Source organism: Occallatibacter savannae (assembly GCF_003131205.1).
Lineage (GTDB): Bacteria > Acidobacteriota > Terriglobia > Terriglobales > Acidobacteriaceae > Telmatobacter > Telmatobacter savannae.
On sequence record NZ_QFFY01000003.1, the window covers coordinates 257,415 to 281,507 of the forward strand.

At 59.0% G+C, this 24,093-nt stretch carries 21 protein-coding genes; 10 read left to right on the plus strand and 11 right to left on the minus strand.

Features of this window, described 5'->3' with window-relative positions; genetic code table 11:
- The first annotated feature begins 349 nt into the window (after positions 1–349).
- Positions 350–1,888 (plus strand): hypothetical protein, encoded by a 1,539-nt coding sequence (locus DHV10_RS12850; protein ID WP_109486777.1) that lies wholly within the window; start codon positions 350–352, stop codon positions 1,886–1,888.
- Between the two features lie 57 nt (positions 1,889–1,945).
- Here DHV10_RS12850 and DHV10_RS12855 read toward each other — a convergent pair whose 3' ends face one another.
- From DHV10_RS12855 to DHV10_RS12880, 6 genes are all read right to left on the minus strand, one after another.
- Complete coding sequence (locus DHV10_RS12855) at positions 1,946–2,914, minus strand: PilZ domain-containing protein (protein WP_162601486.1); 969 nt, start codon at positions 2,912–2,914, stop codon at positions 1,946–1,948.
- A 422-nt stretch (positions 2,915–3,336) separates the two neighbouring features.
- A complete protein-coding gene (locus DHV10_RS12860) occupies positions 3,337–4,251 on the minus strand; it encodes a type II secretion system F family protein (protein ID WP_109486779.1) in 915 nt (304 codons plus the stop codon).
- Between the two features lie 10 nt (positions 4,252–4,261).
- Entirely contained in the window at positions 4,262–5,194 is a 933-nt protein-coding gene (locus tag DHV10_RS12865) for a type II secretion system F family protein (RefSeq protein ID WP_239461608.1), read from the minus strand.
- Between the two features lie 63 nt (positions 5,195–5,257).
- Positions 5,258–6,529 (minus strand): TadA family conjugal transfer-associated ATPase, encoded by a 1,272-nt coding sequence (locus tag DHV10_RS12870; RefSeq protein WP_204101426.1) that lies wholly within the window; start codon positions 6,527–6,529, stop codon positions 5,258–5,260.
- A 51-nt stretch (positions 6,530–6,580) separates the two neighbouring features.
- The gene (locus DHV10_RS12875) at positions 6,581–7,786 is read right to left on the minus strand and encodes a CpaE/TadZ family protein (RefSeq protein ID WP_109486781.1); all 1,206 of its coding nucleotides are present in this window, start codon (positions 7,784–7,786) and stop codon (positions 6,581–6,583) included.
- Between the two features lie 94 nt (positions 7,787–7,880).
- Positions 7,881–8,399, minus strand: a complete 519-nt coding sequence (locus tag DHV10_RS12880; protein ID WP_109487157.1) for an A24 family peptidase — start codon at positions 8,397–8,399, stop codon at positions 7,881–7,883.
- Between the two features lie 514 nt (positions 8,400–8,913).
- Between DHV10_RS12880 and DHV10_RS12885 the strand changes: the two genes are divergently transcribed.
- From DHV10_RS12885 to DHV10_RS12895, 3 genes are all read left to right on the plus strand, one after another.
- Entirely contained in the window at positions 8,914–9,711 is a 798-nt protein-coding gene (locus tag DHV10_RS12885; RefSeq protein WP_162601487.1) for a hypothetical protein, read from the plus strand.
- A 111-nt stretch (positions 9,712–9,822) separates the two neighbouring features.
- The gene (locus DHV10_RS12890) at positions 9,823–10,725 is read left to right on the plus strand and encodes an ABC transporter ATP-binding protein (RefSeq protein ID WP_109486783.1); all 903 of its coding nucleotides are present in this window, start codon (positions 9,823–9,825) and stop codon (positions 10,723–10,725) included.
- Positions 10,718–11,965, plus strand: a complete 1,248-nt coding sequence (locus tag DHV10_RS12895) for an ABC transporter permease (RefSeq protein WP_109486784.1) — start codon at positions 10,718–10,720, stop codon at positions 11,963–11,965. The genes DHV10_RS12890 and DHV10_RS12895 overlap by 8 nt, the downstream gene beginning before the upstream one ends.
- 6 nt (positions 11,966–11,971) lie before the next feature.
- Here the strand turns inward: DHV10_RS12895 and DHV10_RS12900 are convergent, their stop codons facing one another.
- The 5 genes from DHV10_RS12900 to DHV10_RS12925 form a co-directional block, all read right to left on the minus strand.
- Positions 11,972–12,403, minus strand: a complete 432-nt coding sequence (locus tag DHV10_RS12900; RefSeq protein WP_109486785.1) for a hypothetical protein — start codon at positions 12,401–12,403, stop codon at positions 11,972–11,974.
- Positions 12,404–12,627: 224 nt separating this feature from the next.
- Positions 12,628–13,170 carry a hypothetical protein gene (locus tag DHV10_RS12910; RefSeq protein ID WP_109486787.1) on the minus strand — a complete coding sequence of 181 codons (543 nt, stop codon included), beginning with the start codon at positions 13,168–13,170 and terminating at the stop codon, positions 12,628–12,630.
- A gap of 62 nt (positions 13,171–13,232) precedes the next feature.
- Positions 13,233–14,414, minus strand: a complete 1,182-nt coding sequence (locus DHV10_RS12915; RefSeq protein WP_162601488.1) for a hypothetical protein — start codon at positions 14,412–14,414, stop codon at positions 13,233–13,235.
- 260 nt (positions 14,415–14,674) lie between these two features.
- On the minus strand, positions 14,675–15,538 hold the full coding sequence (locus tag DHV10_RS12920; protein WP_109486789.1) for a hypothetical protein: 864 nt from the start codon (positions 15,536–15,538) through the stop codon (positions 14,675–14,677).
- Between the two features lie 193 nt (positions 15,539–15,731).
- Positions 15,732–16,139 carry an ArsR/SmtB family transcription factor gene (locus DHV10_RS12925; RefSeq protein ID WP_239461611.1) on the minus strand — a complete coding sequence of 136 codons (408 nt, stop codon included), beginning with the start codon at positions 16,137–16,139 and terminating at the stop codon, positions 15,732–15,734.
- A gap of 75 nt (positions 16,140–16,214) precedes the next feature.
- Here DHV10_RS12925 and DHV10_RS12930 point away from each other — a divergent pair, with 75 nt between their 5' ends.
- The 6 genes from DHV10_RS12930 to DHV10_RS12955 all read left to right on the plus strand — a co-directional run bounded on the left by DHV10_RS12930 (position 16,215) and on the right by DHV10_RS12955 (position 24,076).
- Positions 16,215–17,084: an arsenite methyltransferase gene (locus DHV10_RS12930; protein WP_204101408.1), complete on the plus strand. Its 870-nt coding sequence runs from the start codon at positions 16,215–16,217 to the stop codon at positions 17,082–17,084.
- Positions 17,085–17,087: 3 nt separating this feature from the next.
- The gene (locus DHV10_RS12935) at positions 17,088–17,579 is read left to right on the plus strand and encodes an arsenate reductase ArsC (RefSeq protein ID WP_109486791.1); all 492 of its coding nucleotides are present in this window, start codon (positions 17,088–17,090) and stop codon (positions 17,577–17,579) included.
- A 94-nt stretch (positions 17,580–17,673) separates the two neighbouring features.
- On the plus strand, positions 17,674–19,326 hold the full coding sequence (locus DHV10_RS12940; RefSeq protein WP_109487159.1) for an NAD(P)H-hydrate dehydratase: 1,653 nt from the start codon (positions 17,674–17,676) through the stop codon (positions 19,324–19,326).
- Positions 19,323–19,796 (plus strand): tRNA (adenosine(37)-N6)-threonylcarbamoyltransferase complex ATPase subunit type 1 TsaE, encoded by a 474-nt coding sequence (gene tsaE / locus DHV10_RS12945; protein ID WP_109486792.1) that lies wholly within the window; start codon positions 19,323–19,325, stop codon positions 19,794–19,796. Before DHV10_RS12940 ends, tsaE begins: the two co-directional genes overlap by 4 nt.
- Before the next feature lie 92 nt (positions 19,797–19,888).
- The gene (locus DHV10_RS12950; RefSeq protein WP_109486793.1) at positions 19,889–20,485 is read left to right on the plus strand and encodes a hypothetical protein; all 597 of its coding nucleotides are present in this window, start codon (positions 19,889–19,891) and stop codon (positions 20,483–20,485) included.
- Positions 20,486–20,641: 156 nt separating this feature from the next.
- Entirely contained in the window at positions 20,642–24,076 is a 3,435-nt protein-coding gene (locus DHV10_RS12955; protein WP_239461614.1) for a S41 family peptidase, read from the plus strand.
- The last annotated feature ends 17 nt before the right edge of the window (positions 24,077–24,093 follow it).

Below are 24,093 nucleotides of genomic sequence, written 5' to 3' on the forward strand. Positions count from 1 at the left end.
CATCAACAATGACCACGCAATCACGCGGTGTCAACGGTACGAAAGCGTGAAATCTACAGGGCGTAATCGATGTTTGCAAGGACGAGGCCACTGATGAAAAGTGACTCAAGTGACATGATTGCGGCGATTGCTCTTGTCGAGTTATGGAGCTACGCGCATACTTAAAGGAACGTTTGCCACAGCAGCTTCTGGATCACGCGACTTTACAGCGTTGACCAAGCCCAGGTGTAACTCGGCGGCCCAGGTAGTTATGGCGGTGATCGCGGGAGTAACACCTCACCAGAACAGAAATTGTCCCCGCGTAGGATGATCACCAGGTAAGCCGAACAGAGAGGGGTTCACCGGGCGAATGAGGTCTTCGCGCACCATCACTCTTTTCACGCTGCAGCCCGAGGCGCCGCGGGGCCCGTCGGCCATTGTTGCTTCCGTGGTGTTCCACTCTGCGGCGATCGCCTTCATTCTCTCGACATTTCTCTATGCGCCCCGGTTTAGGCTGCCGACTCCCGACGTCTACATGATGCAGCATGTGAATCTGAACATGCCGTACCCGCCGATTCCGAAGTCGGGCGGCAGCGGCAGCAGCGCGTACCTGAAGGCCGCCACGGGCCAGGAGAGTTCCGCCGAGGAGAAGATCGCCGCGCCGGCGTCAAGCCGTGTGCATTTTCAACGCCGAAAGCTTGCGCCACAGACGCTGATCCAGCCGGATGTCGATCCCGACAAGATGCTGCCGAAGGAGACGCCTCTTCCCTCGATGCTGCTATGGTCCGGGCATCGGCCGAAGGTGCAGATGCTTACGCCGCCGAAGCCGCAGCCACCCTCGATCACGCTGGACAAGCCCAAGCTCAATTTCCCCAACAAGGAGACGCACATTGCTGCGCTCGACATCTCTCCGACGCCTTTCACGTCGAAGATGCCCATGCCGATCACCAGCAAGTCTTCTCCTGTGATTTTGAACCGGCAGTTGGAGGTCGAGCGGATTCCCGAGACGGGCTCTGTTTCAAGCATCGAGTCGACCCCAGCCGCTGTGTTATCCGCCTCTGACCTGCACATGAATCAGGGCGTGGTAAGCATGCCTGCCGCGAATCAAACGGCTGAAGGCAACGAGAAGGGCGGCCTTGGAACAGGAAAAGCGGCCAACCCACTCCAAACCGGAGCGGGTGACGGCAGCACCGGTTCTGACAAAGCCACGGGCAAAGGCCAGAGCGGCACGGGCGGCAAGGCCGCGGGACAAGGCACTGGCGGGAAGAACAACGGCAGCGGGAACGGCAACACCCAGCAGGGCACCGGCAACGGAAACGGGGGCAGCGGATCCCAGGCTGGCTCCGGCACGGGACAGGGTGCAGGTCACAATGCTGGGGCAGGATCGGGTGCAGGGCCAGCAAACGGTCACGGGTCCGGCGATGGCGACAACGGCACAGTAACGCGAATCAATCTGCCGAAAAACGGGCAATTCAATGTCGTCGTAGTTGGGTCGACGCTGGACGAACAGTACCCCGAGACGACGGAAGTTTGGAAGGGGCGGCTTGCCTATTCGGTTTATCTGAAGGTCGGGCTGGAGAAGAACTGGATCCTGCAGTATTCCCTGCCCCGCGCCGCGGACTCAGCAAACGCGGGGAGCGCACACCTCGATGCGCCCTGGCCTTACTACATCGTTCGACCGAACCTGAACCCGGACGATGCAACGTCCGACTCGGTGATGGTACATGGGTTTGTGAACGAGGCCGGACACTTCGAGAAGCTCTCCGTGGTGTTTCCGACCGACATGGGCTATGCGCGCGAGCAGCTAGTTCTGAACGCTCTGCAGCAGTGGCAATTCAGGGCGGGCAGCCATGATGGGCAGGTCGCGAAACTGGAAGTTTTGCTGATCATTCCGGAGATCCTGCAGTAGGCACAGCAGGGATCATTGAAAATCCTGAGCTGCCAGGTGGGCCGGATGCCGTTCGGCCTAGCCGGGCTGCTGCACGCGCTGAATGAAACGATGCAGCGCCTTTTTGCCCACGCCGGTATCGGGCAGAGGCTCGCCACTGTTGAGATCGACAGTGTTCGACGGAACGAAAGTGAGCCCGACCCCGTCGGTTCCCCAACGGATGACTTTCGTTAACACCGAGATGAAATCATCGGGGTCGTCGCCATCGGTATTGGTTCTCTGCAACGTCATCAGGATCATGGTTCCGGGGAACCAGCGCTCATCGGTGAGCAGGTAGATCCCGACGTTGCTGATGTCGGCAATGTGGAAAGCCTGAGGCGCACCGCCGGTCCAGTAATAGGCCACCAGGCCAGGCAGAGGGTGACGTTTGGAGGCGCGCCGGTCGGTGGACAGCCAGCGCAGAAAACGCATGAACCAAGACGCGCTCGCTGGGCCGGTGCTCTCGATTTCGGCAGTTTCTTTTTCAATGAGCCGCTGATGCGCTGCGAGCAGTTCGGTGGGACGATCGACCTGAGGCGGGGGCTCGGCGACCATGGTCTGGGAGGAAGCTGAGCGTCCCGCACTCGAAGCCTGCTTCGTCCGACTGCCGGCAGCGGAGGCCCCGAGGCGTTCCTCCATCTCGTCGGCGTAACAGATCAGCATGGCATCGCCCGGTTGAGTCTGGCTCGAGAAGATGGTGTGCCCTGCAAGAATCAGCGCGCTCGCGGGCTGCTCGCGAGTAGGCTCGACAGCGTAGTTGGGGAAGTTTTCGACCGCCTGGATGACGCGATTGTCTTCGTCGAGATAAATGAGGTCAACAGGCGAGAGACCTTTGGTGGCGGGAATGCCGCGAAAAGGCGAGAGCCACAGGCCAGCGTCCGGCTTGACCGACAGGTCTTCGAGGAGCGCCTTCAGCTGCCTAGCGGCAGAATCGGCCATGACCACGCCGAGGCTCAGGAAGCTTTCCCGTGTCTGGTTGTACACACAGTATTTGCGGGACTCCGTCATTGCGCCTCTCAAGAGAACCAGCTGCAGGAATACGGTCGAGCCGTCTTTTGACTCAATCTGTGTCCAGCAGAGACGCAGAGGTATCTGCGTGGTGCTACCCGAAACGAGCTTCTGCGAATCGACAGGTGCCTTCGATCCCAAAAAAGCGAAGCTTTACTGAAGCTGAGAGTAGATTACAACGCAGCCGGCGGGACAACACAAATTACCGTCGGAAGTTCCCTTAAAAGGGGCTGGATGCCGGGGAGGTCGGGGGGCCCGAACCTGCCGGCATCCTTAGGCCAGGGTCACACTTACTTTACGCGCGTGCGGCGCCGCTGAATCAGGATTACCAGCACGATAACAAAAAGCACGCCGGACACAATCCGGATAATCGTGGTTTGATCCATTTTGATTCTCTCCCTTCCTTTGATTGGTTGCGGAATTTAGCTTCCGAAAAACTGTTTGAATGAATCCGCCATCACCAGCACAGCGGGGCCAAGCACGACCAAAAATAGCGAGGGGAAAATGAAGAGCACCAGAGGGAACAGCAATTTAACTGATAGTTTTGCCGCTTTCTCTTCGATTTCCTGAACGCGCTTTGTGCGCATGGTATCGGAGTGAACGCGGAGTGTCTTGCCAATACTGGTGCCGAACTGCTCAGCCTGCACCAGCATGGAAACGAGGTTTCTCACGACGTCGACGTCGGTGCGCTCTGCGAGATGCTTCCAGGCGTCGGCGCGAGCCCTGCCGGCACGCTGTTCCAGGGCGACGATACCGAGTTCGTCGGCAAGTTCGGGTTGTGCTTTTTCCAGCTCCTGAGCGGTGCGCGCGGTTGCCTGGTCAAGGCTGAGTCCGGCTTCAACGCAGATTACGAGGAGGTCGAGGACGTCGGGCAAACCTTTCTTGATGGCCGACTGACGATTCGAAATTTTCCGCCCCAGCCAGAAATCAGGCGCGAGAAAGCCGCCGCCGGCTGCGAGCGCGAACATGAACATGGGAGCAAAGTGGTAAGCACCGGAAATCCAGACGAGGAGGACCAGGATACAGGGGACCATGACCTTCGCGCCGTAGAACATCTTGACGGCGTTGTCGGATCGCATGCCGGCGCGAACGAGTCGCTGCTGGATGACGGAGATCTCCTGCTGGCTTTTGGGCAGGACTTTCTCGAAGTGCTCAACGACGCCGCCGATGACATGGCGGGTTTCCTCGAGGGTGGTGGAGATTGACTTCTTCTGCGTGGCGCGCGGATAGAGAGCCGATGAAATTCGGTCCTGGATCTTGTCGCGGTAGAAGATCAACAGGCCGCCGCTACCGATCAGAAGAAAGGCAACGAGGAAGGCGATGATTGCAAATGCCATTGTTTCTCCTCTAGACGTCCATGTTGACGATTTTGCGAATAATCATACCGCCGATGAAGATCATGACACCGGCAATATAGAGCAGCTTCACGCCTAACGGCTTTTTCCAGAGCAAGCTCATCAGGTCGGGGTTAACGAGATACAGCAGAAAACCGAGGACGACCGGGAGGAGAGTAAGAATCCAGCCGGTCAAGCGGCCCTGCGCGGTATGGGTAAGAACCTGCCGCTTCAGTCTGAACCGCTCGCGAATGACCTGCGCGGTCTTTTCGAGGACTTCAGCCAGGTTGCCGCCGCTTTCCCGTTGAATCAGGATTGCGGTTGAGACGATCTTTACGTCCTGGATTGGAACACGGGTGACCATGTTGTCGAGGGCAGACTTCAACTCCAGACCGTAGTTCATCTCGTCGAAGGTGAGCCGGAATTCTCCACCGACGGGATCCGCACATTCGCGAGAGACGAGGCCCATGGCTGCGTTGAGGCTATGACCGACGCGGAGGGCGCTGACGATCAGCTCGAGAGCTTCCGGAATGCCCTGCTCGAATTTGTCCAGGCGCTTTTTGCGCTTCTGCCAGACGAAGGCGATGGGGCCGGCTCCGGTGAGGAGACCAATGAGAAAGCCAAAGAAGATCGCGTCAGTGCGGAGGTAGACGAGGTAAGCGGGGACGATGAAACTCAGACCACAGAAGAGAGCCAGCTGGCCGACGGTCCATTTGACGTTGGCCTGGTAGAGGAACCTGCGGATACGGGGAGCAAGTTCCATCTTTGTGAGTGCGCGATCGAGCCACGGGATGGAGCTCATGACGTCGTTCTTGCGAACGTCGACGATGAGGTCTGTCATCTCGGGCTTGCCGACCGCGATGGCGGACTCAAGCCTGGTCATGATCGCGCGGGTCTGTTCAGTCGCGCCGGAGCCGCTAGCGGCGGCCACCAAGACGACGACCAAAAAGACTCCCAAAAAACAAGAACACCAATCATTAACATGCCACTACCTCCGCACGACTCCGGCTCAGTTCACTTCCGTTACTTTCTCAAACAAGCTGGGCGGCAGGAAGATGCCAGCGGTACGTAGCTGTTCGAGGAATTTGGGACGGATGCGGCTGGGAACGAAGGCGCCTTGCACTCTGCCGTTGGGGCCGATGCCCTTCTTCTGGAATGCAAAGATTTCCTGCATGGAGATCACGTTCTCTTCCATGCCCGTGATCTCGTGAATACTTACGCATTTACGGGAACCGTCGCTGAGACGCGAGGCCTGGACGACGATGGTCAATGCCGATGCAATCTGCTGGCGGACTGTCTTTTCCGGCAGGTTGAGGTTGGTCATGGCGACCATGGACTCAAGACGGGTTAGAGCGTCGCGCGCCGTGTTGGCGTGGATGGTGGTCATCGATCCCTCGTGACCCGTGTTCATGGCCTGAAGCATGTCGAACGCTTCTTCGCCACGGCACTCACCGATGATGATGCGGTCGGGGCGCATACGCAAACAGTTGATGAGAAGCTGTCTCTGTCGAATGGCGCCCTGGCCTTCAACGTTCGGCGGGCGTGTTTCGAGCCGGACGATGTTTTCCTGGGCGAGCTGAAGTTCGGCCGCGTCTTCAATGGTGATGACGCGCTCGTTCGGTGGAATGTACTGCGACAGGATGTTCAGGAAGGTCGTTTTACCGGCGCCGGTACCGCCCGAGATGAGGATGCTGAGGCGGGCGCGCACGGCGGCGGAGAGCAGTTCCATCATCTCTGCCGAAATACTTTTGAGCTGAACGAGCTGATTCGCGGCCAGAGGACCGGTGCCGAAACGACGGATGGACATCGACGGTCCGTCGAGTGCGAGCGGGGGAATGATGGCGTTCACACGGGAACCGTCAGGGAGTCGCGCGTCCACCATCGGCGAGGACTCGTCAACGCGTCGACCGACGCGGGAGACGATGCGATCGATGATCTGCAGCAGGTGACGGTCGTCGCGGAACGAGCAGTCGGCTCGCTGAATGAGACCGCCTTTTTCAATGAAGACATGGTCCTTGTCATTGACCATGATGTCGGAGATCTTCGGATCTTTCAGAAGGGGCTCGAGAGGTCCGAGGCCGAAGACTTCGTCGAGAAGGTCTGTCTGGATCTTTTCCTGCTCGTCAAAGCTGAGCGGAACGCGGCGGTCGCTGATGATCTCGTTGATGATGCTGGAGACCGCCTGGCGAGCCTGGCTGGAGTTGATGCGGGAGAGCTTTTCCAGGTCAAGCTTCGACAGCAGCGTTCGGTGCACTTCTGCCTTGAAGTTTTCCAGATTCATTGATTCCACGATGCGCCGTCCTTCACTTCAGAATCCGTCAAATACGGGGGATTATTTGAAAAGGCTGAAGCCTTTCCGCTTTTCGGGTTTGGGGGGCATACCGCAAGCCGCCCGTGCCATGTCCTGGAGAACTCTTGCAATGCTCGAATCGTCGAGCGCCAGCGGAACGGCTTCATTCTGCATTCTGCGAACGTTGAAGTAGTCGCTGGGGATCTTCCACGAGATCGGCTTGGTGAGGGCCTTCTCGATGTGTTCTTCATCAACGCCCATCGAACTTTTCACGTACCGGTTGAGTACGATTTCGAGTTTGGGCGTTCCTGCCTTGAAAAATTCAGAGATGAGTCGGTGGGAGTTACGAAGCTCGGGGATACCCGCCTGCATGACGAGATATGCGGTGTCGGCCTGCTCGAACCATCCGGCGTCGGTGAGGTCAAAACGCGATCCCGCGTCGATGACGACATAGGAGAAGTCCTGTCGCGCGACGTTGAGCATCTTCTCGATCGCATCGTTGGTGGCCTGGACGTGCGGGAAGCGGCCCGGAGCTGCGAGAACGGGAAGGCCCGAGTTATGCTTTGTGAGCAATTTGGAGAAGAAGTTGGTGTCGATGCGGTCGGCGTTCTGCAAAGCGTCGGCCGTGGAGAACTGGGTGGTGAGGCCGAGGCTAAGAGCGGCGTCGCCGAGAGGTAAGTCGAGGTCGATAAGGACCGCACTTTGCTGGCACTCCTGCACGAGCGCAACGGCGAAGTTACAAGCTACGGTTGTAACTCCCGAGCCACCTTTGCCGCCGAGGAAGACGAGGAGTTTGCCGCCTGTCTTCTTGGCGGCGCCGCCTTTTCCGCCGGTACGGCGGGAACCGGCGCGCATGAGCGCATCGGACAGGGCGTTGGGATCGATGGGATCGGAGAGGAATTCGCGGGCGCCGGCGCGCATGGAGCGCACCATGACATTGGGATCGAGCCGCGAAGTGTAGACCATCACGGTGGTGCTGGTGGTAGATGCGACGAACTCAACGAGTTCCAGGGCGTATTCGACGTCTGATTCGAGGTCGATGATGACCGTGTCGAAGGACTTCTCACCCAGCATTCTGGGCATTTCCTTCAAGGTCGGGGGATAGGAAGAGTATTCCCGCACAATCGCGGCGTGTGAGTTATTCAAGGCACTCACAATCGTCCTGCGGCGCTGCTCACTGGGACAGATCAGCGCGATGGACAGGACGTTTCCGCCAAGGGGATCAGAGTCGTGCGTGTTATCGGTCACAAATTCAAAACTCCCAGGATCTTGTACCCGACTGCGGTGTCACCGAAGTTCAGGGCGTTTGTCAGCATACTTTAGTCGTTCTTGAATCACCTTCTCAACGAGAAAAGAAGGAAATGAGAGTACCAATTGCTATTGCGGGAGCGTAAGGCATCTTACGTGCCTTTGGGTTGGAAAGGTTGAGGTCGGGAGGCGTATGGAGTCCGCGCTTGCGCCAACCAAACAACAAATCCCCTGCTCCGGAAAACATTTCGCCCATGAACCCACCGAACGCGGCCCATGCCAGCGCCATGATTCCGCCAGCGACGGCAATCATGACGAGGGCAAAAACAAGCTGCTGCCACCAAATCCAAGCACCGATGGCGGCGCAGAGTTTGACATCTCCCATGCCCATGCCGCCCATCATGGCCAATGTCCCGTAGACGATGCCGCCGAGCAACATTCCGATGAGGCTCTGGCCGAGACCATGCCATCCGTCCACCCACGTTGAAACGACGATCCCCCCCAGTAAAAAGGGAAAAACGAGCCAGTTTGGGATACGGCGGCTGCGGATGTCAGTTACGGTCGCCACAATAACCACGGCTAAGGTTGGCCACCAGGCATACGGGTGCTGCATGTGCTGCAAAGCATATCCTCCTATGCTCCCCCGTCCTGATAGCTGCAGTCAGAGCAATTGCCCCACGATGGACGCATCTTAAGTCACGAACAATTCAATGCGTTACATTGGGGGTGTCGAGCCAAGTGTACACGGAAGTGCACCTGTGGAGTACCCCGGGCCAATCTGGGGTATACACCGGAGTAATGCCCATCGACGGCATGAAAAGGGAGAGAGGAACCCGTGTTTTCCTATCCTCTCATTGAATCTGAGTTCGCCGCCAGCAGGAGGGGAGAAAGTGCCGATTTACCGAGCTAGTGCCAAAATGGGGCTGGGGAAGATTCCCTTCCCTGGTGAATTTCCAAGGGTGTAACTCGAGTTATGGACTTTTGATAGCTCGGGTGGTTCCCGGAAGTGCACTGAGTTACTTCCGGCTTCCATGAAGCGGCTATCTGTCGTTGTATGCTTCTTTTTAATGTTCAGGCGACATGGTTTTGCGTTCATTCTTGCTGTGGCTCTGTCGCCTGTGGCTGGGATGGCTCAGTTGGACGGAGGACCTGCGGTCAGACCCACGTCCGCAGCCGCCAAGGCGAACCAGCCACCCGCGACGAACGCGGAGAACGCGCCGCAACCGCCACCACAGATTGTGGTCACCGCGCCCCCTGCTCAGGCAGTGCCCTGGTCGTGGCACGATAAGGTGCTGTGGGGGGCCGACCTCGTTCTGGTGATTCTGGGATACGCGGGCGTGCTGCTGGCGCTAAAGACCCTCAAGAATATCCAGCGACAGACGGAGTTTGGAGTTTCGGCGGCGCAGGCGGCGCTGCAGTGCGCCAATGCGGCGCTGGAGAGTTCGCAGGCCATCGTCGATTCAGGCCGACCCTGGATTGTCATTACGGTGGAACCCTTCTTGAGCGTGGAACACGGTTTCAAAGTGATGGCGACAAACCGAGGCCGGACGCCGGCGCGCATCCTGGCCAAGGCCGACTGCGTGCGGATTGCGAAGGATGAAACCGAGCTGCCTACACCGCCCGACTACGATAGCGGCAAATCGGCCACCCCGTTCGAGCCCATCATCCTGCTGCCGGGGGAGACGGCGGGTATCCGGCCGTTCCGGCGATCGGATGTTCGGTCCTACTGCTCGTCGGACGACCAGATGAAACGGCTTGAGCGCTGGGAGGAGAAGTTGTTTGTGTACGGGCGGGTTATCTACCGGGACCTGATTTCTCCGATGGATCAGCCGAACCATGAGACCGACTGGTGCTGCTGGTACGTCTACGGAGACAAGGACGCGCTCGTGCTCGCCGGCCCCCCGGAGTATAACAAGCACAATTGAAGGGCCGGGAACGCGGATCGTCGTCAGAACGTATCATCTCTGGTATCCATCGACAACTAGTACCCGATCAATCCTGTTCGAAAAATCTCGCCGGGAGCCTCAAGGGAAAACATGCCAGTCGTTGAACTCGCAGGAGTGACAAAGGCCTACGAGAGCAAGGTCGCTGTGCGCGATCTGAGTCTTTCCATCGAAGCAGGGCAGATGTTCGGCCTGCTTGGGCCGAATGGAGCCGGGAAGACGAGCTCCATTCGCATGATGATGGGCATGACGATGCCCGATTCGGGAACAGTGAAGCTGTTCGAGAAGCCCTTTGAACGCAGCAACCTCGACCGCGTCGGCTACCTGCCGGAGGAACGCGGTCTTTACAAAAAGATGAAGGTGCTGGAGCAGCTGGTCTTTTTCGGGCAGTTGCACGGGCTCAGCGCGGGCGATGCGGAGAGGAAGGCGACCGCGTGGGCGAAGCGGCTGGATATTGACGAAGCTTTGCCTAAGAAGACGGAAGAGCTGTCGAAGGGCATGCAGCAGAAGATCCAGTTCATCGGTTCCCTACTCCACGATCCGGGGCTGATTGTGATGGACGAGCCCTTCAGCGGGCTCGACCCGGTAAATGCCAAGCTGCTGGAGCAGACGCTGCTCGAACTTAAGGACGAAGGCAGGGCGATCGTGTTCTCGACGCACCGGATGGACCAGGTGGAAAAGCTGTGCGATTCGATTTGCCTGATCAACAAGGGGCAGGCGGTGCTGTCAGGCCGGGTGCGGGAGATTAAATCGCGGTATGAGCGGAACCACGTGATTGTGGAGTTCGATGGCAGCGCAGATTTTCTCGCGAGCTCTGAGATCGCCGAGGCGCAGAACTATTCGGGACATGCCGAGATCAAGCTGAAGCCGCACGGGGACGCACAGAAGCTGCTGCGGGAGGCGTCAGAGAAGGCGAAGATCTACCGGTTCGAGATGGTTGAGCCATCGCTTGAGGAGATTTTTATTCAGACCGTGGGGGAGAGCGTCGATGCGTAATGTGCTGCTGGTGGCTAAGCGCGAGTACCTGGAACAGGTGCGCGGCCGCGCTTTCAAAATGACGACGTTCGGCGTCCCCCTGATCTTCGCTGCGATTCTGGGCATTGCATTCATGTCCAGCCGGGGGCTTGGTTCGGGGAAGCATCTCGCAGTGGCTTCGAACGATGCGCTGCTGGCGGCAGAGATCAAAGGGCAGCTGGTCGGAAACAAGGATACGAAGACGAAGGTGGACGTGGTTTCTCCAGCGACGCCGGGGGACCGCGATACGTTGGTCGACGAAGTAAAGACGAAGAAGATTGAGGGGTTTCTGTGGGTTGAGACGTTGCAGGGAAAGCCTGCGAAGGCGACCTACACTTCGCAATCTTCGGGAGATTTCATTACGGGCGCCCGGATGCGAGAGGCTGTGAACCATGCGCTGCTGGATGCGCGGCTGCAGAGCGGAGGGCTTCAGCATCAGGCGGCGGAAGATCTCGTCAAAGGGATTCCAGTCGAGACCTTTCAAGTAAAGAAGGACGGCGCGGTCGTGAAGAGTAATGCGACTGCTTCATTCTGGAAGGGCTACGTGATGGCGATCCTGCTGTCGATGACCACGATGGTGTACGGCATGAACGTGGCGCGTTCGGTGATTCAGGAGAAAACCTCGCGGATCTTCGAAGTGATGCTATCGATCGCGAAGCCTGCCGATATGCTGGCGGGCAAGCTGATTGGAGTGGGCGCTGTCGGGCTGACGCAGATTGGAATCTGGCTGGTAGCAGGGGCGATCATTCTGGGAACTCCGTTTGCGGCGACGATTCTGAGCGGAGACTACGCTGTGCACGTATCGGCACTGGAGACGGTGCTCTTCCCTGTTTACTTTCTGCTTGGGTATCTGCTCTACAGTTCGCGATTCGCAGGACTGGCGGCGACCTGCGAGACGGAGCAGGAATTGCAGATGTACATGCCGCTGGCCGCCGTGCCTGTTTGGCTGAGCTTTTCCCTGATCATGGTCGTGATGAACGATTCGAATTCGGCCTGGGCGGTGGGAGGATCGCTGTTTCCGCCGACGGCCCCGATCATCATGTTTTTGCGGATGGCTTCTCAGGTACCGCCGGCGTGGCAGTTTGCAGTGTCGATTGGGCTGCTGGTGCTGAGTATTGTTTCGGTGCTATGGGTTTCCGCGAAGCTGTATCGGGTAGGAATTCTGATGTATGGAAAGCGCGCGACTCTGCCGGAGCTGATGCGGTGGCTGCGATACAGCTAGAGATGATCAGTTGTTCTGTGCGGGTCGATATTCGGAGTACTCGGAGCTGAAGAGCGCTGTGCGGGTGGAATAGCCGCCCGCTCCTGAATCTCCGTTGGGCACCACGACGAGATCGACGACCGACCTCAGAGGCGCGATGATCGTTGCCTGCCCGGCCCGGGTTGGACCGTAGTCGATGCGGGTGTCCATCTGGTGGACTACGTCGGAAGGCTTCAACTCTGCTTCGACGATCATGCGCAGAACGGTTCCGGTAGCGGGATCGATGTAAAAGCGCCCATGGTAGGGGACGGTTGATTGGAAGTCGTTCCAGTCGGTGTTGGTTTGAAAGTTGCCCGCAACGCCGCCGCCAGATTTTCCTTCGGAACCAAGGAGGGGCCCGTTCATCGACGTGTAGAAGCGGGCAATTCCGGCCTGCTTTACATTGGGAAAACAGCACACATCAACATCGAGCCTGGATTGCTGGCGAGGCACTTCAAAGGAGAAGACCGCCGCGATTTTCGTACCGATGAGTTCCCAGCGGGACCAAGTTATCTTTTCAGCGGCTTGCGCTTCCTCAAAAACGGGCGGGAGAGCTGGATCGGGTTCTGGAACCTTCAGGAGGCCGTTCGCGCCCCAACGAACCGGATCTTTCGCAGAGGCTTTCTTTGGGGCGCCATGCTCGATTACACCGGGTAAGCCGCTGCATTGATGTAGTGGATGAATGCGCCGGGATTCGAAATGCCGGAGGAGGTGACGGCATCTTTGGCTCCTGAGCCGATGCCCGAGCTCGAGGCAATTGCGGCGGTGCTGTCCTGAAAACGCAAAGTGGTTTTCTTAGCGGTGAGCGCGGGAAGCTGCGCGTAGGTCTTGGTGATGTAGGTCTCAGCGCGAACGAGGATCGCTTTCTGCTGCGCGGCGTCCGGTGCAGGTACAGAAGGCAGGTCGGATGCGGGTGGAGCCAAGTTGGCGCTGCGTGCCTCAAGAACAAAAATCTGCTCGGTGGTGAGAGGGCCGGGGGCGAACTTGGTCAGGCCGTTCATGGCGGAGCGGGTCAGCTGCTCCTGGAGTTCCAACTCCTGGAGAGCGGCCGCGGCTTCAGAATCAGACTTCTTTTCGTCGTGGAGAGAGCGCAGCAGGTCCTGGAGTTGCGCGACCGAGACTTTACGGGCGCTCCAAGCCGGTGAAGCGAGAGAGAGCAGAAGGAGGAGGAGGATACAGCGCTTCATGAGCCCCAATTCCTGTACGGGAGCAGCGACGGGCCGGGTGGCACGCCGCCGCTCATCGAGAGCTATTTCAACTTGAAGTCTTTGTATTCGCTGGTGAAGAGCGTACACCGCGTGGAGAACTTGCCCGCGGACTGCGAGTCGCCGTTGGGCACAACTTCGGTGTTGATCACGGTCTTCATGGGGAGCACGAGGTCTTTGTCGCCCACCTTGGCCGGCGCGTAATCGATACGGGTGTCCTGCTGGTGAACCACGTCGGTCTGCTTGAGCTCGAGTTGCGTGATCAGGCGGACGACGATTCCGGTATCGGGGTCAACGAACAATTCACCGTGATAGGGAACCCCGTTGGCCTTGTAATGATTGCTGTACTCGGTGTTGGTCTGGAAGTTTCCGGATGCGCCTCCCGATCCACCTGTGGGACCGGCAATGGCCGCCGAACTGAAGCGAGCGACACCGGTCTGATCGACGTTGGGGAAGCAGCAGACATTGGTGTTGAGATGCGATTTCTTTTTAGGAATCTGGTATGCGAAGACAGCAGCGGGCTTGCCGTTGATCTCTTCCCAGCGAAGCCAGGAGATGGTGCCGCCGTTCTGGGCGTCCTGGAGAACGGTGGAAAGGCTCGGATCCGGCTCCTGAAGAGCGATCATGCGGTTGGCACCCCACTTCGTCTTGTCCTCGGGGAGCTTCTCGATGCCGTGGTCGAGCGAGTAGAGGCTCTCGGTCGAGTTGATGTAGTGGACGAACTGATAGGGGTTCACGAATGAGGAGCCGGTAGCGACTTCCTTGGCGCTTCCGCTCAAGCCGGAACTCGAGCCGGTCGCTTCAACGTTGTCCTGAAAACGAAGAGTCGTCTTGGTTGCGGTGAGTGACGGAAGCTGTGCCCACGTTTTGGTGGCGTATGCGGAGGCTTTGTCGAGGATTGCTTTCTGCGCAGCGGCATCGGGCGCAGCCGTTTTGGGCAGATCGGCTGCGGGTGGAGGAAGAACGGCACTGCGCGCCTCGAGCACGTAAACCTGTTCGTTGGTCAGGGGTCCGGGCGAGTAGGCCGTGTAGCTGTTCATCGTGTCGCGCGAGAGGAGCTCGGTGAGCTGGACCTGCTTGAGGGCAGCGGCGACATCTGCATCCGGTTTCTGCTGGTCGTGCATGGTCTTCAGCAAGTCAGTGAGTTCGGCCACGGTGATCTTCTTCGCGGACCACGCCGGAAGGGCGGAAAGGGCCAACGCAAGAATGCAAACAAATCGTTTCATCTGCATATCCTTCTGGATTAAAGCCAATGATTGTTGCGCTCGAATTCTAACGCATCCCGTCAGAGTCGGATGTGGCGCAAAGCATGGGTCGAGCTGAACGGATTTCCTAGTTTGAAGACGGAACAGGAGCGCGGCAGGTTTCGCGAGAGGGAGACTTCGCGCTCATTTCTGGAATGGGCGACGAGCGCGGCTGCCAGAAAACAGAGAGGGCGGCCTGCTGGTGAAGGCCGCCCTGCTCTGTATCTATTTATGTGTATTCTCTATGGCTGAGATTCCGGGAGGGGCAGCTTTTTGCGCTGCGGCGGCTGAACGGCGGAGTCGCCCGGCGCTGCTGAAGCGGCGTCGGCGGGAGCAGCCATCGCTGCAAGTTCGGATTTGCGGTATTTTGGCGCGCTGACGTAGCCGTGGATGTGGTCCTTGTCGACCTGATTAATGACGATCTCGACCGGTTGCGGGCTATCCGGCGTGTAGAACATGACCGGCTGGTAGAGGTTGACGTGCTTCTGCGAGAGGTTGCGATCGTCGACCATCATTTCGAGATCGGCGTACTGGTGCTTGTTGTTGGCCTTCTTCAGGCGGATTTCAAGGGGACCTTCGCGCTTAAAGGTCTTCGACTTGGCGAGGTCGAACTCGGCGTAGCTACGCTCGCCTTTCTTTTCGAGGAGGACGAGTTCGTCGTGGGTGTGCGCGATGGAGCCTGAAAGCTCGGTGCGGGTGCTGGCCAGAGTGCCTTCGAGATCCTTACGGTTTTGCTCGATGGCTTTGTTCTGGGCGTCGAGCTGGGCCTGCAATTTCTTGTAGCGGGAATCGACTCTCGCCCGGGGCTTGGTGGTGGCGCGAGCCGCTGGGGCTGTGCGGGCGGGAGCAGGTGCAGCTGGAGCAAGCGATGCCTGGGCTGCGTTGACTGCGGCGAGCTCATTAACGCGGGTGGCGAGATCGCTGAGCTGATGCTGGGTGGCAGAGAGGGTGGCGTTCTGCTGCGCGTTTTGCGCGGCCAGTTCCTGCGCAGTGCTGTGCTCGTGTATCGCGTAGCCGCCCAGGCCGAGGCCGAGAACTGCGACTGCGGCGTAAGCGATCCAGTGTTTGGGTGTGGCCGAGGTCTGGGGGGAAGCAAGATCGTCCATGGTGCCTCCTGAGTGCTGCGGGGAGATGTGTACTGCTGTTCACTACAGAATGTGCACGTGAGGTTCCAGAGTGGCGGGGAAGGTAAGTAGTTGAATCAGGCGTGTGTTGCGATTGAGGTGCGGTTTTGCGGCAGGAAAGAAGTTCCTGCGAACGGAAAAATCTACCTAGTGAGATCGCTCGCGATGATGAAGATTAAGAGGGGCTGGTCGCAATCGGAGTCGGCCGCGGTGCGCCTTCGAGGGTGACGAAAGTACGAGGCCGGCAGCATGCTTTGGTGAGGCGCTGCAGATCGGATTGCATTTCGCGATCGGCACTGAAAGAGGCCAGAGCCGCTTCGAGAATGGCGAGAGGGCCGGAGTGCGAGGGGCGTTCGATGCGGTAGTGCATCCACTTCCCTTCCCGTCGAGCGGCAACGATTCCGGCGCGCCGAAGGTAGGCGAGATGCCGTGAGATCTTGGGCTGGCTCTGGCGCAGGACCTCGACGAAGTAGCAGACGCAGACCTCGCGGCCGTCCATGAGATTGAGCAGGCGCAGGCGAGTACGGTCGGCCAGAGCGGCGAAGAGCGGTGTCAGATCGGGACTGGAGGAAGAACGCGCCACGAAACGATTATATACGCCTTGACGCATGTGAGGCGGAAGGAATACATTCGTGTGAGCGTATATGAGGACGCCATCGTGAATTCTATTCACTCGGTCAAAGACGAAGTGAGGCAGAAGTATGGGAGCGCGGCAAAGGCCGTAGCGGAAGCGGGAAGCGTGCAGGCTTGTTGCGATCCTGGGCTGCGGTGCTGCGATCCGATCACGACCAATCTTTACAGCAAGGACGAGAAGGGACTGATTCCGGAGAAAGCCGTACTGGCATCGCTGGGGTGCGGAAATCCTACGGCGCTGATTGAGCTGAAGGCGGGTGAGGCGGTGCTGGACCTTGGGTCGGGCGGCGGCATCGATGTGCTGCTGTCGGCAAAGAGAGTGGGGCCGACTGGCAAAGCTTATGGGCTGGATATGACAGACGAGATGCTGGCGCTGGCACGCGAGAACCAGAGACAAGCGGGCGTAGAGAATGTCGAGTTTCTGAAGGGCGAGATCGAGAGTATCCCGCTGCCGGATAATGCGGTCGATGTGGTGATTTCAAACTGCGTGATCAACCTGTCGGCGGATAAGGACAAGGTGCTGCGCGAGGCGTTTCGGGTTCTGAAGCCGGGTGGGCGTTTTGCGGTTTCGGATGTGGTGGTGCGCGGCGAGGTGCCGGATGAGGTGCGCAGAAGCATGTTGCTGTGGGTGGGTTGCATCGCAGGCGCGCTGGAAGAAAACGACTACATTGCGAAGTTGAAGGCTGCGGGGTTCGAGGATGTTTCGATTGAGCCGACGCGCGAGTACGACGTGGAAGATGCACGGCATTTTCTGACCGAGGCCGGTGTGGACGTGGATGCGATTGCTCCGCTCGTTCACAAGAAGTTCATGAGCGGATTCATAAGGGCTTCAAAGCCGAAGGCGGCCTGTTGCGGAACTGATTGCTGTAATCCGATCTCGATTGCGAGCGCATAAAGAATGTCCGATCACTACAACGTGCTGTTTTTGTGCACTGGGAATTCGGCCCGGTCCATCATGGCTGAAGCAATCCTGAACCATAGGGGGCGGGGCCGATTCACGGCGTACAGCGCGGGAAGTCATCCAACAGGGCAGCCGAGGCCAGAGGCTCTGCGGCAATTGCAGCTGGCTGGAATTTCGATTGAGGGATTGAGGAGCAAATCGTGGGATGAGTTTGCGGGGCCAGGAGCTCCGCATCTGGATTTCATCTTTACTGTTTGCGATAACGCGGCGCGAGAGCATTGCCCTTTGTGGCCGGGGCGCGCGATTACCGCGCATTGGGGGATCGCCGATCCCGCTGCGGTTAAGGACTCGCCGGAGGAGATCGCATGGGCGTTTCGCGAGGCTTTTGAAAAGCTGGACGCTAGGATCGAACGACTTGGTGCGCTCCGCATCGAGGAGTTTGACGACCCAGCCCTGCAGAGAGAGCTCGCTCAGATCGGCAGAATCTGAACACAAGGCGGGCGTTCTGCCGGATTTCAGTCTTGCGAATCTCGAGGTTCACGGGTCACACCGCAGCGCTTCAGGAACCTTTAGGATGGTTCCGATGAAGGTTTTGAGCGCAGCGGAGATGCAGGCGTGCGATCGCGTCACGACGGAGCGCGCTGGCGTGCCGTCTATCGAGCTGATGCGGAACGCAGCGGCGGCTGTGGACGTGTTTGCGCGGGAGCAGTACCCGAAAGCGCGGCGTGTGACCGTGCTGTGCGGCAAGGGCAATAACGGCGGCGATGGAATGATGGCAGCACGGCTGCTGGCGAAGGCCGGACTGGAAGTCACAACGCTGCTGCTTGGATCGCAATATGAGCTGAAGGGCGATGCTGCCGTTGCATGGCGAGAACTGAGTGTTTCGCCGAACCGGTATATCTCTGAGGTAAATACCGCGACTGAGTTGCGCAATCATAACGCGGCTCTCGAGACGGATTTGATTATCGATGCGGTGGTGGGAACGGGATTCAAACCTCCAATTCGCGGCCTGGCAGAGGCGGCGCTGGAGTGGGTGAGTGCCAGCAAGGCACCCTTCCTGTCGATTGATTTGCCATCAGGGTGGCCGGCGGACGCGACGGCGAGTCAGGTTGAGACGAAGACGTTTCCTTCAGACGCGGTGATCACATTTACGGCTCCCAAGCCGGCGCATGTATTTGGAGAACTGACCCGGCGATGGGACCAGCCGGTTGTGGTAGCGGCGATTGGATCTCCCGATGAAGCGATTGTGTCGAAGGAGCAGATCGAGTGGGCGGGCGGCGCGCATAGTTTGCTGGAACGGCCGCGGGCTGCTGATGCGAACAAGGGCAAATACGGGCATGTGCTGGTGATTGGCGGTTCGACGGGAAAGTCGGGTGCTCCGGCGATGTCGGCAATGGCTGCGATGCGGGCGGGAGCAGGACTGGTGACGGCTGCAGTGCCGAGTTCGATTGCGGCGCAGGTTGCGGCATTTGCGCCGGAGTTGATGACGCATCCGATGATGGCGAGCCCGGCCGGCGAACTTGCGAGCAGCGGAATCACGGCGCAGCAATTTGAGAAGCTGATCGAGAAGATCACGGTCATCGCAGTAGGGCCGGGGCTGGGACAGGGGCCGGGAGTGGAGATCCTGCTTGAGGCAGCTCTCTCAGACACGAAGCTGCCGCTGGTGATTGATGCGGACGGGCTGAATACGCTGGCGGCGAATCCGCCTCTGATGGAGAAACTCGCCGAGAGCGGCAAGAGCGGACGCACGATTGTGCTCACTCCACATCCGGGAGAGATGGCTCGGCTGGCACAAAAGATCGTTGCGGAGGTGCAGGCTAACCGATTGGAAACGGCTCGCATCTTTGCACGGGATAACGGCGTGACGCTGGTGCTGAAGGGCTCGCGGACGCTCATCGCACATCCGGACGGAAGAGTGGCGGTGAATACATCAGGGAATCCTGGGATGGCGAAAGGCGGTAGCGGCGATGTGCTGACTGGCATTGTTGCGGGAATGCTGGCGCAATTTTCAGGTGAAGCTGCGAGCGCGGTCGAAGCGGCGGTGTATCTGCACGGGCTTGCGGCGGATATTGCGGTGCGGGATGCGGATGAGCACACGGTATTGGCGACGGACAGTTTCCAGTATTTCCCCGAGGCGTTTCGTTTTCGGGCGAATCGCTTTTGCAAAAACGGGCAAAGAGGGTATGTTTGGTTGCAGGGGCTGCCGGAGAGGCGCTCCGCGGAGACGGCAGGATGAGCAAGGAAGCGCCGGTGGCCGAGGGTCGCATTCACGAGTTCGTAACACAGAGCGGCTCCGACACGGTCGAGGTCGGGCGCAAGCTGGTGCATTTGCTCGCGCCTCCGCAACTGCTGATTCTGCGCGGCGATCTTGGAACAGGCAAGACAACGCTGGTGAAAGGGATTGCGCAGGCGCTTGACGCCGCAGAGCCTGACGAAGTGACGAGTCCCACGTTCACGCTGCTGCATGAATATGACGGCACGCGCGAAGGCAAGCCGGTGAAGCTCTTCCACCTTGATGTGTACCGCATTGAAGGCGAGCGCCAGCTGGAGACGCTGGGCATGGAAGAACTGCTGACATCCGACGCGCTGGTCCTCGTGGAGTGGGGCGAGAAGTTCAAGAGCATCCGCAAGAAGGCGACGGGAGAGATCGCGATTGCCTCAGCCGGTGGTGACGCGCGGAAGATCACGGTTACGCTGAAGGACTGATCGCGTCGAAGCTTTAGCTGTTCTCAGTGGTGCTGCAATTTTTCCCTGGTTCCTGCGTGCGTTTTGAAATTGAACGATAAAGGAGGCCAGGGATGCGACTCCTTCCAGTTTGCCTTCCGTTGGTCCTTGCTCCGCTCATTGCGGCTCCGCTGATCGCGGCCGGTCAGCAGCCACAGCCCACGACAACACAGAAACCGGCTCAGACGAGTGCAGCGAAGCAGGTGAGTTCTACTGCAGTGCACAAAGCTTCTACGCGGCATCGGGCACGGCACCACAGACGCAAAGCTGCGGCGCACAAGGGCCGCAAGCAAGCGCAATCGAACGCGGTGCCGGTGGACGTGATCAACGGCGAGGAGATGCGCCACGTCGTTCTCGACAAGGGATCCACGGCGGAAGCATCTTCGAAAGCCAAGTCGCGGCAGATGAAGGTCGAGGTCATCAACGGGTCGACGGCAGGGACGCAGGTTTTCTCGAACAACAATCAGGAGGCTGCGCACAATCAGCCAGTGGTTGTGGGGGTGCAGTCAGGCGATACGCGGTTCGCGGGCGGCAATAAAAGCCCTGTGGTCACGGGAGTGACATCAAGCAGTTCCGTTGATGCGACCAGTGCAAGCAGCGGCGGCCAGCCTGTAGCGAAGCAGGTTTCACCGCGGCCAAAGCGGCCGGTGTACGCGCCGGAGCAACACTGAGCGTTTGCGGCGCGATCGATGCGAGTTAGTCACTCCTCACATCTGATGTGAGGAACCGCGGCCGAAGCTTGTAAGATGTTGGGGCAATCCTGCTGTTCTCGAACCGGTCTCGCCTGAAGGTGCGTGGGGCGAACCGGCGTTCCCGGAGGATCCCTGATGCGAAAGCTACGCCTGCCTGTGTTTGCCTGCCTTGCTGTTTTCCTGATCGCGACCGGACGGATGACCGGATCTGTCGCGCAAGCTGCCACCAAACCGCACATCTTTCAGCATCCCGCGCTGAGCAAAGACCTGATCGCGTTCGGGTATGCGGGAGACTTGTGGACCGTGCCACGGGCAGGTGGTGTGGCTCGCAGGCTGACGACGGGCGTTGGGATCGAGACGGACCCAGTGTTCTCGCCGGATGGCAGCACCATTGCGTTTACGGGAGACTATGACGGGAATACGGATGTGTTCACGATTCCCGCAGCGGGCGGAGTTCCGTTTCGCGTGACGTATCATCCGGCGGCGGATTACGCGGTTGCGTGGACCCGCGACGGGAAGGACATTGTGTTTCGGTCGACACGGATCTCGCAGAGCCGGTATACGCAGCTGTACGACGTGCCGGCGAAGGGCGGGATCGCGAAGGTATTGCCGTTACCGATGGCGTATCAGGGGACATTTTCGCAAGACGGAACGCAGATTGCGTATTCGCCGCTGCCGCCCGCGTATGGATTCGATTACATGTCGTATGTGTCGTGGGGGAACTATCGAGGCGGACGTGCGAGCACGATCTGGGTGACGACGCTGCCGGGACTCGAGTCGGTTCAGATTCCACATGAAGTGTCGTCGGATTTCGCGCCGGTGTTTGCGGGCGGCAAGGTCTACTTCCTGTCGGCACGGAAGGGCAAGGCGACGATCTTCAAGTACGATCCGGCGTCGAAGACTGTGTCGCAGGCGCTTGAGAATGATGGATCGGACATTCGGTCGATGCAGGGCGAGGGTGACACGCTGGTGTACGACCGGCTGGGCGAGATTTATCTGTACGACACGAAGAGCGGAACGAGCAAACTTGTGCCGATCGAGATTGACGCGGACATGCCTGAGGTGCGGTCGCGCATTGCGAGCGTGGGGGACGAGTTGGAGAATGCGGCTGTTTCGCCGACTGGCCTTCGCGCGGTGATTGAGGCGCATGGCGACATCTTCACGGTGCCGGTGAAGCACGGGCCAACGCGCGACATCACCAATACGCCGGGAGTGATGGAGCGAGAACCGGCATGGTCGCCGGACGGGCAGTCGATTGCATACTTCTCTGACGAGTCGGGGCTGTATGCGTTGCATGTTGCGCCGCAGACGGGGAACGCCACGGCAGGCGCTGGAGCAGTTAAGAAATTCCCGCTTGAGAAAGAAGCGGACTACTACTTCGGCACCAAGTGGTCGCCCGACTCGAAGAAGGTTGCGTTCTACGATAACCGTTCGAAGACGTATGTGCTGGACACGACGAACGGCAAGTTGTCGGTGGTGAATGACAAGAATGTCTACGGAGGGTTCTCGGATCAGGAGCTGGACTTTGCGTGGTCGCCGGATTCGAAGTGGGTGGCGTATGCGCGATCAATGCCGAATCACCTGCACGCGATCTACCTGTACTCGCTGGAATCGGGGCAGTCGACGCAGGTAACGAGCCTGATGGGGGACGCGAGTCATCCGGCATTCGATCGAGATGGCAAGTACCTGTACTTGATTGCGAGCACCAATGCGGGCCCGACTTCGGATGGGCTGGATATGACGAGCGATCTTTACCTGGTGACTTCGCATATCTATGCGGTGACGCTGGCGGCGGATACGGCTTCGCCGATTGCGCCGGAGATGGACGACGAGAAAAATCCTTCGGACGAAAAGAAGAACAAGGACGAAGATAAGGCCGGCGAGAAGAAGAGCGAGGGCGATCAGAAGTCTGCCGATACGAAGGAGACCAGCGGCGACGAAAAGGCGCATGCAAAGCCCGCTCCGCCGAAGCCGGTGAAGGTGGATCTGGATGGCATCGAGAAGCGGATCGTAGCGATGCCTCTGCCCGCGAGCGTCTACACCGGAGTTGCAGGCGGGTTGAAGGGCAGCGTGTATTTCACGGAGAGGTCGCTGTCGGACAGATTTTCAGAGCGCGGGGAGATCCTAAGCCGCTGGACGCCGGAGGAACGAAAGACGGAGAAGCTGGCGGAGAATGCCGAGCACTTCGAACTGACTGCGAACGGCGAGAAGATGCTGCTTGCGCTCGGACATTCAGGTTCTGGAGGCGACACACCTCCGGGTGGAGGTCCCAAACCCACGTGGGTGATCGTGGCGGCGAATGCTCCGGTGAAGGCCGGCGAGGGAGTGCTTTCGTTCGGGGACGTAAAGATGCGCGTGGATCCACATGCGGAGTGGGCCCAAATGTACCACGACGTGTGGCGAATCGAGCGCGCGTTCTTCTACGATCCGAACTTCCACGGAACGAACACGGTTGCAGATGAGAAGAAGTTCGAGCCGTACGTCGAGTCGATTGCGTCGCGCGCGGACCTGAACTACATCTTTCAGGAGATGCTGAGCGCGTTCTCCGTGGGGCATCTGCGGGGAAACGGGGGACAGATTCCGAGTGCGAAGAAGGTACCCGGAGGGCTGCTGGGTGCTGATTACCAGATCAAGGGCAATCGCTACTGCATCGCCAAGATCTACACCGGAGGCGATTTCAATCCGCAGGCGAGAGCGCCGCTGGCGCAGCCGGGATTGAACGTAAAGGTTGGCGACTGCATTCTCGATCTCAATGGGCAGGAGCTGACGGCTGATATGGACATTCAGCAGCCGCTGGAGGGAACGGCGGGCAAGGTGATCAGCGTGCGCATTGGAGATGCCGACGGGAAGAATGCGCGCGACATCTCGGTGACGCCGATTCCAAGCGAAGCGGCGCTGCGCAACGTGGACTGGATCGACAGCAATCAGAAGAAGGTGGATCAGCTCTCGGGGGGCAAGCTGGCGTATGTCTATCTGCCGGATACGGGCGAAGGCGGATTTACGAACTTCAACCGGTACTACTTTGCGCAGACGGACAAGCAGGGTGCGATTATCGATGAGCGGTTCAACGGCGGCGGACAGGTTGCCGATTACTTTATCGAAGTGCTGGGGCGCCATATCGAGTCGTACTGGGCGCCGAGGTACGGGAAGATCGAGCATACCCCGAACGCCGGCATTTATGGACCGAAGGTCATGATCGCGAATGAATTTTCAGGATCGGGCGGCGATGCCCTGCCCTGGCTGTTCAAACAGGCGAAGCTCGGACCTCTCGTGGGCAAGCGAACCTGGGGCGGACTGGTGGGGATCGGGCCGATTCCGGTGCTGATGGATGGCGGACATGTGACGTCACCCAGCGTTGCGTTCTTCTCGCCGAAGGGCGAGTGGGATGTTGAGAATCACGGCGTGGAACCGGATTATGCGGTGGAGCAGGATCCGAAGGCCGTGAGCGAGGGACACGATCCGCAGTTGGAGAAAGCGGTGTCGCTGGCACTGGATGAGTTGAGCAAGCAGCCGGAGCATGAGGTGCAGCGGCCGGTGTATCCGAATTACCACAAGGGCAGAGAGCAGTGATCAGGGGTCAGTGATCA